Below are 15,566 nucleotides of genomic sequence, written 5' to 3'. Positions count from 1 at the left end.
GGCGCAGGGAGTCTGCTCTTCGGCTGGGTCACGGACCTCATGGCTGGAACGAGGCCGAATCTCCGTGCGTGGCAAGGAGAAACCGCCAGTCCCTCACAGACGAGCAAGCCAGCCGGCATCACTCGGTCTTCCGTCGCAAAACATCTCATTCAACGCCAACTGTCTGACCGGTGGGAGCGTCAGTGGAAAAGATCGTAATTGACTTCGAAGGCGACCGAGACGCGACTGCACCACTGACTTGGGCACAGAAGAGGACTTGGAAGGGAACTCAGTATAAGTATCGGATTGTGCAAGCTGTGCCAATTCCACCGGGCAAGACAGTCCAAGAGGTCTGTTCCGCGATCAAGTGGGCGTATGAGGAATTCGAATCACTCCGCACTACGTACCCTGTGGGGAATGACGGAGCACCGTGCCAGAAAGTGATCAGAGCAGGGTCCGTGGAGATAGACATTGTCCGAGCGGGTGAGCTGACTTTGGAGGATGATGTCCAGGCTGCGGTGAGCCGCTTCGGGAAGGAGCTGCATGATATCCGGAGGGATATTTCCGCAGTGTTTGCAGTAGTGACTGCTGGCGGTGCTCCGACACACCTCATACATATGGCGTCCCACCTTGCGCTTGACTGCCAAGGTGCTATAGCACTGAATTCAGCGATAAAAAGCTATCTCATGGGCCAGTATGTGCGCGCGACGGACCCCGTGTTCCAGCCCGTGGATCGCGCACGATGGGAGCAATCAGAAATCGGCATACGCGAGAATTCGCGCGCCCTCGCGTATTGGAAGGAGGTCCTCGAGAAGTTTCCGTCCTGCAGTAGCCGATCGGGCATAATGACTTCTCCTGCTCTCGCGAGCGCCGCTTCACAGATTGCCGAGAAGTGCAGAGTAAGCACATCTGCGGTGTACCTGGCAGCGTTGGGGCTGGTCGCTGGTGCGCTCACCCAGCGAACCACATGTTCGTTCCTGTCTGCTTTTGCTAACCGGAAGACGGTGAAGGAACAGTCTTTCGTGGGCGAACTTGTGCAAAATGCTGGCGGATTGTTGGAGTCTCTTGATGAGTCATTCGAAACCGTAGTCAGGAAAGCGTGGAGGTCAAGTCTCACGGCATACACCTTCAGCAGTTTCGACGAACAGGAGCTGCTCGATATGCATCAACGGATGGATGAAGACAGAAACTTGGACAAGCGGGTCTTCGATATCGCATTCAATGATGGGAGAGGCTCCAGGAAGAGCAACGCACCACTGCCCGCGGTGCACGACGTGCTGAGTCGGACTGTCGTGACAGAGGGAGAAGAACACTATCGAGGAGACGGCCGGTTTTTTTCTTGCTCTCTTCAGGATGCCGACATCGAGCGGATAACCATCATCATCCACGACTTCTACTTTCCAGGGCTCTCAGCTCGGCGCGTCCTGCTTGCGATCGAAGCGCTGATAGTTGGCGTCGCCATGGCGGACATTGAATGCGTCGAACGTCCCATCCTGGCCGTACAGGGGCACCTTGAGTCATAGCCGGCGTTCGCCCGGTCTCAAGGAATATCCAGGTCTTGCGCCACATCCATTTCGAGATCCCGGTTCAAGGTGCGAGTCCGAGGACGGCGAGCGGCCGCGCCGTAGAGGCAGTGCCGTCGCCCAGCGCCTTCTCGCCTGACGCGGAACATGACATCAGAATCAGCAGGTTGCGGCGGCGGGCCCGCGTCCGCAAGGACGGGTCGGCAGCCTCCCTGACCGACCTATGCCTCGCCTCTCTCGCCCGGCTCAGCGCGCTCAGAGCCGTCCTGGAGGATCCATGAACGACGACATCGCAGGCCCCGGCGGACTACTGGCGGCTCACCGCGCAGAGCAAGGTCCACTGCTGGCCAAGAACACCGGCGGCGACCCCATCAACTGCACCAGGGCGTACGCCGTCAGTGGACCGATCGACCCGGACCGGCTCGCCGACGCCTACCAGCGCACCTTCGAAACCTACGACGCCCTTCGCCTGGTCTGGCACCCGGACGGCGGCTGGCTGCAAGGCTCCCATACGACGACCGCGTCGGCACCGACCCGGTACCGATCGAACAGCAGTGCATGGCCGTGGCGCGTGTCAGGGCCACTGGAGTCGAAAAGCTGCCGTACTCCGCGCGACAGCCTCGCACGGCCACTGGGCCGGACAGCCCCGCATACATCATCTTCACCTCTGGAACCACCGGCGTGCCGAAGGGTGTCGTGGTCAGTCGCTCTGCGCTGGCCAGTCCGGTCCGCGGCGAAGGGCCCCGCTTTGATATCGGCACGGCCAGCCGGGTCCTACTGGTGGCACCACCAGTCGTTGACCCATGGATCTGCCACGTCGCGGGCCCACTGTTGTGTGGTGCCACTCTGGTCCAGGTCGACCCGGGAGGCGGAGATCTCGCAGGAGACCTCGCCCGGGCGCGGGTCACCCACGCGTTCCTGCCCGCTCCGCTGGTCCCACTGCTCACCGGCGCGGACCTGCCCACGCTGCAGGTGCTTGCATCCGCTGGTGATCACTGCCGACTCGCAGACCTCGCCACGTTCGCCGGAAAACGCCTGTTCAACATCTACGGACCGACTGAGGCGACCGTCACCGCCGCCGTTGCCACCGACACCGACACCGACACCGACACCGACACCGTCCAGCCCGTACCGGTCGGCCCACCGATCCAAGGACTCGGGGCGCGCATCTTGATCGACGGTGCAGCCACTGCCCCACCCGGAGTGACCGGTCACCTCATGCTCACCGGCGCCGGAGTTGCCCTCGGATACCTAGACGACCCCGACCTGACCAGAGCCCGGTTCCGGCGGGACCCGCAAGCGCCGGGACGGCCCGGTTACCTCACCGGCGATCGTGCCTGGCTGCGCCCAGACGGACAGCTGGTGATCGCCGGGCGGACAGACCGGCAAGTAAAGATCCGAGGCATGCGGGCCGAACTCGACGCCGTCGAATCCGCCGCTCGAGCCACCGGACACTGCACCGACGCTTACGCGACAACGCGCGACGCGGCCGGCTCGTCGGATAAGCATCCGTTGGCCTGGATGAGGTGCCCTACGCCGGCCTCAGCACCCGAATTCGAGCGGCGAACCGGACGATTCGCTGTGGATGTCCGCGTCGGCGACGAGGCCTCCGATCCGGTATGTGCCGGATTGGTCAGCCGGATCCGGGATCTAGCAGTGCCCACGGCCGGGGAGAACAACCGACTGTCGTACGAAGCGACGATCACCTTCCAGCGACAGGGCCGAATCATCCTCGCCATCCTCGACTTCGATCCCGATCAAATTGCTGAAGATCATGCCGGCAAGCTGCTGGCCGCTCCCGCCGCAGCGATGCAATCGACGTCAACACCGTCGAGCCAGAACAGTTGTGGTGGATTCCCGAACTAGATCATCTCGAACGTGGCAGAGCCTCCTCGAGTGCGGGGTCGACCAAGAACCGATCGGTCATCACCCGAAAGATCGCGGTATCCGATCACACTCCACGGGTGACAAACCTCCCTCCACCAGCGGATCGCCACCAGAAAGGAACTTCGAGTGGCCGACGACATGCTTGAACTACAGCGGGCCCTTGACGAACCCGATATACGCGGACGTCGGCCGGCCCACCAGCCAAGAGGGCGGAGCGTCTGGCCGGGTGCGGCCATGGGCAGGCATCTCACCGACCACAGCGTCACCACCCCAGGTGAGCGTCGATGACCACAGGCTCATCGGCCGCGCCGGGATGGGTTCGGCGCCTGCAGGCTCATATGCTCCAGCACCGCCGGACACTGATGCTCTCACTGCTCGGCGCGGTATTCGGTAGCGTCTGCATGATCACCATGCCTCTGGTGGTGAGACAGATCATCGACGGCGTCATATTGACCCACGGGTCAGCGTTGTGGCCTTGGCTGGCCCTCGTCCTAGCGCTTGGTGCAGCTACGGTCAGCTTCGAATTTCTCCGCCGTCTGTCCGGCGCTCGCCTTGCCCTTGAAGTCGAGTGCGACCTGCGCAACGCCATGCACGACCGCCTTCAGTCCATGGACGCGGAAAACCTCGACCGTATGCCGACAGGCCAACTCGTCGGGCGCGCGAGTTCCGACACCACACTGGTCCAGGGACTGCTCAACTACTTCCCGTTCCTGAGCAGCGACGCCCTGCGGGTGGTGCTGTCGGTCGGGGTGATGCTCTTCCTGTCCCCATTGCTGGCCATAGTCAGTATCGTCATCGTGCCCATGGTGCTCATGGTCTCCTACAGAATGCGCTGGAAGGTGTTCCCCGCCACTTGGGACGCCCAGCAGCGTGTGGGCGACGTCGCCCAGATCGTCGACGAGGACGTTAACGGGGTGCGGGTCGTCAAGGCTTTCGGCCAGGAGGAGCGGGAACTCAAGCGGCTCGCGGAGGCGTCGCAAGCCCTTTACGGTTCGCAGATGCGCCTGGTGCGACTGCAGGCCCGTTACCAGCCGGTCCTGCAGGCCATTCCGGTCTTTGGGCAGGTAGTCATCTTGGCTCTCGGAGGCTGGATGGCACTGCGCCACAACATCACGCTGGGCACGTTCCTGGCCTTCTCCACCTACATCGGCCAACTCGTCCCCCCTGCCGGGCGGTTGGCCCTCCTTCCCATCCTCGCGCAGCAGGCCAGGGCTGGTGCCGAACGGATCTTCCAACTCATCGACATACGCCCCGCCATCGCCGACGCGCCTGACTCGATCGAACTGCCGGCTCTCCGCGGTGAAATCACCTTCTCTGGTGTTCACTTTTCCTATAAAGAAGGCGCCGAGGTGCTGCGCGGCCTCGACCTGCACATCCCCGCCGGGTCGCGCGTCGCCATCGTCGGCCCGAGCGGGTGCGGCAAGTCGACCGCGGTAGCCCTGGTGTCGCGCATCTACGACACGCAGCAGGGTGCTGTGTTGGTGGACGGCCACGACGTACGGGACGTGACTCTGCACTCCCTGCGCAGCCAGGTCGGTGTGGCGTTCGAGGACAGCTTCCTGTTCTCCGAGTCGGTTCGTGGCAACATCGCCTACGGGCGCCCCGGCGCCAGCGACGCCGACATCGAGCTGGCGGCACGCGCGGCAGGCGCTCACGACTTCATCCTGGACCTGCCCCATGGCTACGACACCGTGGTGGGTGAGCGGGGACAGAGCCTGTCGGGCGGGCAGCGTCAGCGGTTGGCCCTGGCCAGGACGCTGTTGTACGACCCCCGAGTCTTGATCCTTGACGACGCGACGAGCGCGGTAGATGCCTCCACCGAGGAGACCGTCCACGACGCCCTGCGCGAGGTGATGGCGGGGCGGACCACCATCCTGGTCGCGCACCGCCGCTCGACCCTGCACCTTGCGGACCAGATCGTCGTCATGCACCACGGACAGGTCGTTGACACCGGCGCTCACGACGAGCTCATGGAGCGAAGCGCCCTGTACCGGACACTGTTCAACGGAGAGTTCGACCGCGACGCGGTCGGTGTCGGGATCGGGACACAGGCACCCCTGTCCGCCACCGGCACGGCCGCCCCGGCGTCGAATGAGAAGCGTCAGCAAGGCCAGGGCGACGGCGGCCGCGGATGGCGCGGCAACACCCCAGCAGCTCCCGAACTGCCGAGCCGCGTGGCAGCGCTCAAGCCGGTATGCGACCTTCCAACCGTCGACCTCGAGACCGAGTCACACCGGGACCCCTCGTTCAGCCTGGGCCGACTACTGGCCGAGTTCCGCCGCCCGCTCCTGCTCGGCCTGCTCCTCGTCGTCCTCGACTCGCTCGCCTCGCTGGCCGGCCCCTATCTGATCAAAAATGGCATCAACAGCGGCGTGATGGCCGGATCAGAGTCCGCTCTCTTCACCGCATCGGGCCTCTACCTGGTGGTGGCCCTGGCTCGCACGGTTGATGAAATCGCCGGCACGTTCGTGACGGGTAAGACTGCCCAGCGCATCATGCTGTCCCTGCGGATCCGGATCTGGGCACAGCTGCAACGACTCTCCCTCGACTACTACGAGGGCGAGATGTCCGGGCGGATCATGACTCGAATGACCACCGATGTCAGTCAGTTTGAGTCGCTGATCGAGAACGGCCTGCTGTCCGCGGTGGTCTCGCTGGTGACTTTTGTCGGCGTGGGTATAGCACTGTTCGTACTCAACCCCGAACTGGAAGCTGTCACGCTTCTCGTCGTGCTGCCGCTCGCCGTTGCGACCGTGCTCTACCGGCGGCGGGGCACCGTTCTGTACGACCAAGCCAGGGAACGGATCGCACTCGTAAACGCCAGCTTCCAGGAAAGCCTGTCCGGGGTACGCGAAGCGCAAGCCTTCGTCCACGAGGACATCACCAAGGCCCAATACCACCGACTTGGACACGACTACATCGTCGCCCGGCTCTCGGCCCAACGGCTGATGCTTGCTTATTTCCTCTTCATGCAGTTCCTCCCGGACGCTGCCGTAGCCATCGTCCTAGGCGTGGGAACTGGGATGGTTACGTCCGGGCACCTGACATCGGGCGCACTGATCGCTTTCATCCTCTACATCGACCTGTTCCTCTCACCCCTCCAACAGCTTTCGCAGGTCTTCGACTCGTGGCAACAGACCCGGATTTCCGTGAACCGTGTCGCTGACCTCATGAAGATCGACACCCTCACCCCGAACCCCGAGCACCCCAAGGAAACGGGCCGGCTGTCCGGTGACGTGGTCATCGACAACGTGCACTTCTCTTATGCGGTTGTGCCGGCAAGGCACGAATCTTCCCCGGAACGCAACGGCCTGCACGACCTTCCGAGTCTCCAGAACTGCGACACCCTGGCGACCCAGCCACCCGAGGCGCTGTGCGGCATCAGCCTGCATATTGAGTCCGGCGAGACGGTCGCGTTCGTGGGCGAGACAGGTGCGGGCAAGTCGACAATCATGAAACTAGTGGCACGCTTCTACGATCCAGGCGAGGGCGCCATCCGCGTCGGCGGCCATGATCTCCGAACGCTCGACCTGCTGTCGTACCGGCGCCAGCTCGGATACGTGCCTCAAGAAGCCTTTCTGTTCACCGGGTCGGTTCGCGGCAACATCGCCTACGGCCGGCCCGGCGCCAGCGACGCCGAGGTCGAGGCGGCGGCGAGGGCGGTTGGTGCCCACGACTTCATCGCCGGACTGCCCGGCGGCTATCTGCACGAGCTGGCCGAACGTGGCCGATCCCTGTCGGCCGGGCAACGCCAGCTCATCGCACTGGCCAGGGCCGCACTGGTCGACCCCGTCTTGCTCTTGCTGGACGAGGCCACCTCCAACCTCGACCTCGCCACCGAGACCCGGGTTGCAGCGGCAATGCGGAGCGTCTCGCACGGCCGGACCACGATCGTGATCGCGCACCGACTACAGACGGCCCGGACGGCAGACCGCATCGTCGTGATTGAAGGCGGCCGGATCATCGAAGCCGGGAACCACGAGGACCTGCTCGCCGACGGCGGGAAGTACGCCTCGATGTGGCAAGCGTTCGAAACGGCCAGCCATGCCAAAGCGCGCACCGCCATAGAAATGTAATGGTTTGTCAGAGTGCGGCTGGATCCTAGTGCGGGGATCCAGCCGCGGGCTGTTTTCGTCAGGCACAGCTCGCCCTTGCCCATCTGCGAAAGAACGAGACGCTCGCCCAGCTCAGCGCAGAGTTCGGCGACTCTGAAGCGACGGCCTGGCGGTACGTGGACGAGACAGTCGACGTCCTTGCCGCCTGGGCGCCCGGCTTGCGCGAGGCTCTGACAGGGCGGGGCGAGGACGACTTCGTGATCCTGGACGGCACTGTGATCCCCACCGACCGGGTCGCCGCCGACGAGCCGTACTACTCGCAGAAACACAAGAAGCACGGCATGAACGTGCAGGTCGTCGCCGCACCCGACACACCCCTGTGGTTCTCGCATGCCCTGCCCGGACGCACCCACGACCTGACCGCCGCCCGCGCTCACGGCGTGATCGAGAACTGCCTCACCCGGCAAATCCTCGTCCTGGCCGACCGCGCCTACCAGGGCGCCGGCGCCACCGTTCGCACCCCCTACTACCACCACCACGAACTGCCCGAGCACTACCAGCAGTACAACCGGGACCATGCCCGACTGCGTGCCCCCGGCGAACGCACCTTCGCACAGTTGAAAACCTGGCGTCTACTCCCTAGAGCCCGATGCTCGACCAACCGCATCGGACGCATTGTCGCCCCCGTCCACACGCTCCTGATCTGCACATCTGCGCAATCCCTCCGACACGTTGCTCGCGCCTGCGTGTCGCCTGGCACGGTCCCTGCCATGTGCCCCACTCCAGCCCCTGCCGGCCGCCACTGGGACGGCAGCCCCCGCGTTCACCCGACACCCCCGCCTGCTGCGGGTGACCGCCACCAGGCCCAGCCGCCTGCTGCGCGCCGGCCAGCACAGCCTCTGCCGTCACTGCGGCAACCGCATCGACCTCTACCCGCGTACCGACCAGCGGCCCAACGCCCTGCACCCCACCGAACTGACCGCCACACAGGTCCCCGAATCGTGTCGCTGGCACCTGAGCGGCGGCATCGCCCACCCGCACGGCGACGGCAGCGCCTGGTGCCGCATCCCGCACGCCGTGCTCTGCCCGCGCCGCACCCCCACCTGCCGGATGAGCCCCTGCCTCGAGGCGGTCCGTCGCCAACTTGCCGTCCGTACCCGCCGTCTGACCGACACCGGCGCCTTCACCCCTGCCCCGCCCCCCGGCGGCAGCGCGCCCGGCGCCGACACCGACGGACCTGACCGTCCTGTCGTGCAGACGCTGCTGTGCCGCTACGTTGCCGAGCGTCCCATCCGGGGACTGCGCTGCGTGGCCCAGACCCGCCACCGCTGCACGAATCCGGTCCTTGTCCCACCGGCCCAGGCCGGGACCTGGAGACTGCTGCCCACCGGCCCCCAGCGAGGCCAACTCACCCTGTCCGACATCCTGATGGCTGGTTACGGCCTGGGCCACCTCCCCTACAGCGAGCAACTACTCTGGCGCGCCCAGCACTGCCCCGCACACGCCGCCGCCCCCGGCGTCGCCGACCTCGCCCTGGCCGGATGGCAGCCCTTCGACTCCCTCCTGCACGCGGTGCACATCTATCCCCACCTGCCCCACCCCCGGGCCCGCCGGCACGGCAGGGGATGACGATGCCGCATCACGCCCTGGAAATCATGCTCACCCGCCCCCTGTCCCCGACGGCCCTGCTCCGCGCCGCCCGCGTGCTGCCGCTCGCCGCCAACCACGACGCCACCCGTCTGATGGCCCTCGTACCTGCCAAGGCCCCACCCCCCACCGGGCAGCCCGCCGTCTACGCCACCGGCTCGGCGCACGGCTGCCGATCGACGTGATCACCACGCACTACCCGGACGCAGACCACAGGGTGCTGCTCGATGTCGCCTTCCCGCCGACCACGCACGCCGTCCTCAAGGCCGCCGCCCGCCGTGCGCAGCAGACCCCGGAGCGCTGCGTGGAACTGGCCCTGCACCGGGCCCTGGCCGAGCACCGCCGACCAGGAGACCGACCGCCTCGACCGGGCGGTAGGTCAGCTGCTGGCCCATACCACCCCCGCCTACCTGCTGTCCGCCGTCGGACACGCGCTCACCCGGCTTCCCGAAAGGCCCATGCCATGAAACCGACCGACGAACAGGCGGCAGCAGCCGACGCCTTCCACGCCGGAAACCCCCTCGTCCTGCAGGCAGGCGCCGGCACCGGGAAGACCACCACCCTCGCCCTCCTCGCCCGCACACCTCCTGCCGCGGCCGCTACCTCGCCTTCAACCAGGCTGCCCGCCAGGGGCATCCGTGGGCCCCGCACGGTTGAAGCAGACGTGGTGGTGAAGGGGGGCAGTGTCCCTGGGCCTCACCATTGCCCATGAGGACGATCGTTCGGCTGAAGCTCATGGAGTTCGTCGCCGTGCGAGGGGGCAGCGGCTGCACAAGGTGCTGCTGGCCGAGCTGAACGCGGCCGCCCGCGCAGCACGGTGAGCGTCAGCACCTGCCACCTACACTGCCACCATCCCCGCGAGCGGCTCGGTCACCGTTGGCTTCCTCGCCAACAAGGGCGCCACCAACACCGCTCCCACCTCAACGGCACCACCTGCGCCACCGCTTGACTCGGCCGTTCCTGCCGACCGGCGGGGGCCACGCGCCCCGCCGGTCCGGCACGCCGTCGACGACGACGCGGCGGGTCAGGCCAGGCGCGAGTGGACCTTGAGGGAAAGGTCCTCCAGCCCCTTCGTCTCGAAGACCTCGATGACGTCCATGGGGATGCCGTATCTCTCCTCCACCATCGCCGCGATCTGGATCGCGGCCAGCGACGAGCCGCCCAGATCGAAGAAACTCACTTCGGGGGGAATCGCCGGCCGTTGCAGAACCCTGCCGAATATCTCCAACAGGTCCTTCCTGATGTCCTCGACTTCGCGCACAGGTGTCCCTTCTGCGTGGCGTTCAGTTAGGAGTAGGAGACGTCTCCCGCCGCGCCGCTCTGCAGCAGCCGGTTCGTCTCGTCCAGGATTCCTCTGACGGCTTTGCCGTCCAGATAGTGCCGGTCGGCGAAGACCCTAATGTAGGCGTCGTCGCCGTCCGTGCCGAGCCGCATGCCGAACTTGAGCGGTGTGCCGGTGACGGGGGTGCCCTCCTGGTACACGACTTCGCCGTCCGCGAGGTCCGGGAAGCCCTCGGGTCCTCGGATCGGCGTGGTCTCCTCGCTGAAGTTCACGTAGTGCTGCGTCTGCTCGAAGTCCAGATCGCGTCGCCCGGCGAGTTCGGCGCCCAGCCGGTCCAGGGCCCCTTGGTCGTACCTGCTGTACTGGTGGGCGCGCAGCAGTGCGGGCCAGGTCCGCCGGACCGTGTCGTGCAGTGAGGGTCCCAGCGAATCGAGCACGAGGAGTCCCTGCTGGGCGATGGTGCCGACGTAGTCGAGTGTGCGCGCGGAGGTGCGGTTGGCGCAGGTGATCGTGAGGGCGCAGGAGTCGGCGCCGGCGTGGCGCGTGAGTGCGGCGGCCGTGGCGGCCATGAAGAACGCCGAGCTGCGGACCTTCAGCCGGTCCGCGGCCTGCTTCACGCGTCGCCCGAGGCCCTTGGCGTACAGCGTGCCGGAGGGGTACCGGGCACCGCTGTACGGGCGTGTCGCCGAGGGGAACAGGGGTGGGGCGCCCTCGATCGCCGATCTCCACAGCCCGAGCGTACGGGTGAGGGCCTCCCGCCCGGCGTCGGACTGCTCGTGGGCTGCCTCGTCCAGCGGCTGATGCGCCCGGGCCGTGCTGCCCGGTTTCCCCGCGGCCCCGCTCAGCAGGTCCTCCAGGTCGCGTTTGAGGAGGTCCCCGCCCAGGATGTCCACCGCCATGTGCGACAGTGCGGCACCGACCTGGAGGGGCCGTCCCTGGTACACGAAGACCAGGAACCTGACCGGCCAGTGCGAGGCGATGTCGAAGTGGTGGGACGCGGCCTCCGACCAAACCCTCGCGGCCGGGTCCTGTTCCCCCGGGCCGTCGAGATGCTCCACCGACACGGTCATCCGGCCTCGTGACGCCACCGTCTGTGCGGGCGGGTATCCGTCGCGCTCGTCGAAGGTCGTACGCAGCGACTCGTGCCGTTCCACGAGCAGGCGCAGGGCCGCGAGGACGTCGTCCAGGGACCGCCCCTCGGGCACCTGCGCCGACAGCGCGAGGTTGAACCTCGTGTCGTGCGGGCGGGTCACCTGCAAGGTCGTCCATATGTGGCGCTGTCCCCAGGTGGAGGGACCGCGGGCCCCCCGCTCACCGCGGAATTCCAGCTCTCGTGTCTCTCGGCGTGTGGTCACGTGTGCGAAAGCCTCCCGATGCGTGTGCGACATGGCGTCAGTCCCCGGACGCTGCCGGGGCGGACCGGTAGGAGCCGGCCTGCGCCGCGTACAGGCGCGCGTAGTGACCGCCCAGTGCTGTCAGTGTGTCGTGGTCACCCTGCTCGGCGATCTGCCCGTCGGCGAGGACGACGATGTGGTCGGCCAACCGTACGGTGGAGAAGCGGTGTGTGACGAGCAGTGTGATGCCGTCGGGCCGCGCCCGGCCGGAGTGGGTGTATCTCTCGTACAGGTCGTGTTCGGCGGCCGGGTCGAGGGCGGCGGTCGGCTCGTCGAGGATCAGCAGATCCGGCGCGGTGCGCATGAGGGCACGGGCCAGCGCGAGCCGCTGCCACTGCCCCTGCGACAGGTCCGCGCCGTCGTACAGCGGGCCGAGCTGGGTGTCGATGCCCTGCGGGAGCCGGGCGACGAACTCGTCCGCCCCGGCCGCGGCGACGGCGGCGTGCACAGCGTCCGCCCGGTCCGCGCGGTCCAGGTCACCGATCCCCACCGCCTGGCGGACCGGGAGCTGGAACTTGACGAAGTCCTGGAAGGCGGCGGTGACCCGCCGCAGCCAGGCCGAGGGGTCGATCGTCGACAGGTCCGTGCCGTTGACGGTGATGGTGCCGGAGGTGGGCTGGTACATCCCGGTGAGCAGCTTCACGAGCGTGGTCTTGCCCGCTCCGTTCACTCCGACCAGGGCCACGACGCTTCCCGGCGCCAGGCGCAGGTCGATGTTGCGCAACGTGGGCTGGGCCGCCCCCGGATAGCGGAAGGTGACGTTGTCCAGGTGCACCGCGCCGCCCTGCGGCGGGGCGCCGCTGCCCTCCCGTCCGTGCTCGGACGCATAGCGGCGCAGCCACAGATAGTGCTCGGTCACCTGGCCCGTCTGGATCACCTTGCCGAGCTGCTCGACGGTCTGCTGGATCTGTCCGCGCAGCCGGGTGCCGATGACCAGCACCAGGACGACGTCGCCGAGGCTCGCCCGACCTTGCCCGGCCAGGTGCGCGGTGAAGGTGAGCGCCGCGAGGTAGCCGGCACCGAAGCAGCACCAGCCGAGCAGGTTCCAGCAACTGCCCGCCACTCGGGCGCGGGTGACGAGCGACGTACAGTGCTGCCACGTCGCTTCGGCGTCGGCGTCGATGACGTCGTGGGCCCCGCTGATGTGCAGTTCCTTCGCCGATGCGGCATCGACGCAGAGGCGGTGCAGGGCCTCCTCCCGGCGGCGGTGGCGGGCGGCGGCGTGCTCGGCCAGGCGCAGCCGGCCGTGCGCACGGCTGTTGATCCACAACGGCAGCAGCGCCAGGGGAGCGAGGAGGCCGAGACCGGGGTGCACGCCGACGAGCAGCCACAGCGACAGGCCCACGCCGACGGTGCCCGCGGCGCTCACCGCGAGGCTCCACACCGCGGTCGCCAGCGTCCTGCTGCCCTGGCGCAGCAGAAACAGCCGGTCCAGATAGTCGGGCTGTTCGACGTGCGCGATGCCGGACAGCCCGGCGACGGTGCCCAGAATCTCCTCGTTGATCAGCACGTCGACCCGGTTGATGAGTTCGAGGGCGAGGCTGTCCTCGACGCGCTGGCCCGTGGTGGCCACGGTGTGGGCGACCGCCGCGAGTGCCGCCGCGGACAGCAGTCCGGTAGTGCTGCCGAGGCCGGCCTCGTCCACCAGCCAGCGGGAACTGACCGCGATCAGGCCGACGGCCGCCGACTCGAGGACGACCAGGAGGACGATCAGGAGGGCCATCCGCGGACTCGCCTGCCAGTTGAGACGGACGGAATGGCGCAGCACGGCGACGCGTCCCGGCGCGGCGGACCTCATGACAGCGCCGTCGGGGTGTCGAGAGCGGCGCGTGCGGCCGACCGGTGCTGCGCGAAGCGGGACGCCTGGAGCCTGAACAGGCGCGCGTACTCTCCGTCGTCGGCCATGAGGCTGTCGTGGTCCCCGACCTCGGCGATCCGCCCGGCGCGCAGCACCGCGATACGGTCGGCGTGGCGCACGGTGGACAGCCGGTGGGAGATCAGCACGACCGTGGCGCCGGCCACCGAGGCGACCACGTCGCGGTAGAACGCCGCCTCGGCGTGGACGTCCAGGTGCGCGGTGGGTTCGTCGAGGACGATGAGGTCCCGCCCGTGGGCCGCCGCGAACAGGACGCGGGCGAGGGCGACGCGCTGCCACTGCCCGCCGGACAGGTCGACACCGCCGTGCACATCGCGGCTGACCACGGTGTCGGTGCCGTCGGGGAGGGCGTCTACGGCCGCGGTCAGCCCGGCCCGGGCCAGCGCGTGCGCGATGCCCGCGCGGTCCGCGCGGTGCTCGGGGGCGCCCAGCGCCACGTTGTCGGCGACGCTGAGCGGATACCGGTTGAAGTCCTGGAACATCACGGTCATCCGGCGCCGCCAGGCGCGGGCGTCGATGCCGGACAGGTCGGTGCCGGCGACGCTGACGCGGCCCTCGGCCGGCTCGTACAGCCCGGCCATGAGTTTGATGAAGGTAGTCTTCCCCGCTCCGTTCGCGCCCACCAGGGCGAGCACCCGGCCGGAGTCGACCTGGAGGTTCATGCGGTGCAGGACGGGGCCCGCCGCCCGCGGGTAGCCGAACGTGACGTCCTCGAAGCGGACTTGGGGCGGCCCCGCGGGCGCCTGCCAGGCGGGCTCGTCGCGGCGGGCCACGGCGGACGGGACGTGTGCGGTGAGACGGTCCATCGCGCGCAGTGCGCCCAGCCCCACCTCGATTTCGAAGGCCTCCATGCCGAGGGCGGTGATGCCGAGCACCCCCCAGGCCGCGACCAGGCAGGTGACCAACTCCCCCTGGGTGAGGTGCCCCTGCCGGGCCGCGTGAGCGGGCAGCAGGAGGGCGAGGCCGACGGCGGTCAGCGACAGGACGACGGCCAACCGCTGATGGACGAGGATGTCACGGCGCGTCCGCCAGATCACCGCGGCCCACTCCCACGCCTCGGCGGTGCGTCGCGCCACCACCCAGCGGGCCAGACCGAAGACCCGGATCTCCTTGGCGGCCTCCGCCCCGGCCGCGACGTCCGACCAGTAGTCGAGCCGCCGCAGCGGACGCGCGCGGGAGTCCACCACCTCGTGCAGGCGCATCCACTGACGCTGCACCACCGACCGTATGACCAGTGAGAAGAGGAGCAGGGTCGCCGCTGCGACGAGGGAGTGGAGGGCGATGACGGCGGTGGCCAGCATCGCGCTCAGCATGCGGGCCAGCAGGACGACCTGTCCCGCCGCGCCTGCCCCGGGCGACAGCAGATGCCGCCCGCCCAGATCCGAGGCTCGGGAGACGTCATCGGCGTACGCCGCGTCCTCGAGGTGGCCGATTCCCCGGGGTGCCGCGGCGAGGGCACGCAGGCGCCGGCGCAGGCGGCCATCCACGTGGGCGGCCGTCGCGTACCGGCTGCTCTCCTGCCCCGCCACCGCCACCGCCTCCACCAGCAGGAGCCCCCCGAGCGCCACCAGCGGCGCGGTCACCTGCGTGGTCGAGGCGCCGTCGCGGACCACCGCGGTCATGCGCGCGATCAGCCAGCCGCTGATCAAGGCCGTCGCGGTGGGCAGCACGGCCAGGCACATGCCGAAGGAGGTGAGCACGCACACCTGCCCAGGGCTGCCCGACAGCAGCCGCAGCAGCCGCCATCGGTCCCGCGTCAGGCGAGTCGCCCGGGCGAGGGCCTTCGTCGCAGAAGTTGCTGGCATGACCTCGTCTTTCGCCGGGGAAGGCATGCGGGACCACCGGCGGCCACAGGGGCGCCGGTGTGGTGCAGGGAACGCAGGCATGCTTTGTGACCTTGCGCAACGCTGTCAACAGGGTGGG

At 67.9% G+C, this 15,566-nt stretch carries 10 protein-coding genes and 1 pseudogene; 7 read left to right on the top strand and 4 right to left on the bottom strand.

Features of this window, described 5'->3' with window-relative positions; genetic code table 11:
- The first annotated feature begins 182 nt into the window (after nt 1–182).
- From ABZT02_RS41270 to ABZT02_RS41240, 7 genes and pseudogenes are all read left to right on the top strand, one after another.
- Complete coding sequence (locus ABZT02_RS41270; protein ID WP_356027509.1) at nt 183–1,502, top strand: condensation domain-containing protein; 1,320 nt, start codon at nt 183–185, stop codon at nt 1,500–1,502.
- A gap of 558 nt (nt 1,503–2,060) precedes the next feature.
- On the top strand, nt 2,061–3,368 hold the full coding sequence (locus ABZT02_RS41265; protein ID WP_356027507.1) for an AMP-binding protein: 1,308 nt from the start codon (nt 2,061–2,063) through the stop codon (nt 3,366–3,368).
- Nucleotides 3,369–3,673: 305 nt separating this feature from the next.
- Entirely contained in the window at nt 3,674–7,465 is a 3,792-nt protein-coding gene (locus ABZT02_RS41260; protein ID WP_356027504.1) for an ABC transporter ATP-binding protein, read from the top strand.
- A gap of 47 nt (nt 7,466–7,512) precedes the next feature.
- A pseudogene (locus ABZT02_RS41255) lies at nt 7,513–8,160 on the top strand (transposase family protein); the annotation flags it as partial.
- A 133-nt stretch (nt 8,161–8,293) separates the two neighbouring features.
- Nucleotides 8,294–9,073, top strand: coding sequence for a DUF6083 domain-containing protein (locus tag ABZT02_RS41250; RefSeq protein WP_356027502.1), 780 nt, complete (start codon nt 8,294–8,296; stop codon nt 9,071–9,073).
- Between the two features lie 2 nt (nt 9,074–9,075).
- Nucleotides 9,076–9,276, top strand: coding sequence for a hypothetical protein (locus ABZT02_RS41245; protein WP_356027499.1), 201 nt, complete (start codon nt 9,076–9,078; stop codon nt 9,274–9,276).
- A 93-nt stretch (nt 9,277–9,369) separates the two neighbouring features.
- Nucleotides 9,370–9,558 carry a hypothetical protein gene (locus ABZT02_RS41240; protein WP_356027497.1) on the top strand — a complete coding sequence of 63 codons (189 nt, stop codon included), beginning with the start codon at nt 9,370–9,372 and terminating at the stop codon, nt 9,556–9,558.
- Between the two features lie 557 nt (nt 9,559–10,115).
- Here ABZT02_RS41240 and ABZT02_RS41235 read toward each other — a convergent pair.
- Genes ABZT02_RS41235 through ABZT02_RS41220 form a run of 4 tightly spaced genes read right to left on the bottom strand, consistent with a single transcriptional unit; the run spans nt 10,116 to nt 15,448 of the window.
- Nucleotides 10,116–10,352 carry an acyl carrier protein gene (locus tag ABZT02_RS41235; protein ID WP_356027494.1) on the bottom strand — a complete coding sequence of 79 codons (237 nt, stop codon included), beginning with the start codon at nt 10,350–10,352 and terminating at the stop codon, nt 10,116–10,118.
- 26 nt (nt 10,353–10,378) lie between these two features.
- The gene (locus tag ABZT02_RS41230) at nt 10,379–11,728 is read right to left on the bottom strand and encodes a condensation domain-containing protein (RefSeq protein ID WP_356027492.1); all 1,350 of its coding nucleotides are present in this window, start codon (nt 11,726–11,728) and stop codon (nt 10,379–10,381) included.
- Between the two features lie 37 nt (nt 11,729–11,765).
- Entirely contained in the window at nt 11,766–13,565 is a 1,800-nt protein-coding gene (locus tag ABZT02_RS41225; RefSeq protein ID WP_356027490.1) for an ABC transporter ATP-binding protein, read from the bottom strand.
- Nucleotides 13,562–15,448 carry an ABC transporter ATP-binding protein gene (locus ABZT02_RS41220; protein ID WP_356027487.1) on the bottom strand — a complete coding sequence of 629 codons (1,887 nt, stop codon included), beginning with the start codon at nt 15,446–15,448 and terminating at the stop codon, nt 13,562–13,564. The genes ABZT02_RS41225 and ABZT02_RS41220 overlap by 4 nt, the downstream gene beginning before the upstream one ends.
- Between the last annotated feature and the right edge of the window lie 118 nt (nt 15,449–15,566).

This window comes from Streptomyces sp. NPDC005402 (genome assembly GCF_040606575.1).
Taxonomy (GTDB): Bacteria; Actinomycetota; Actinomycetes; order Streptomycetales; family Streptomycetaceae; genus Streptomyces.
Note: the sequence above shows the minus strand (reverse complement) of the source record. Positions and strands in the feature narration are given on the sequence as shown.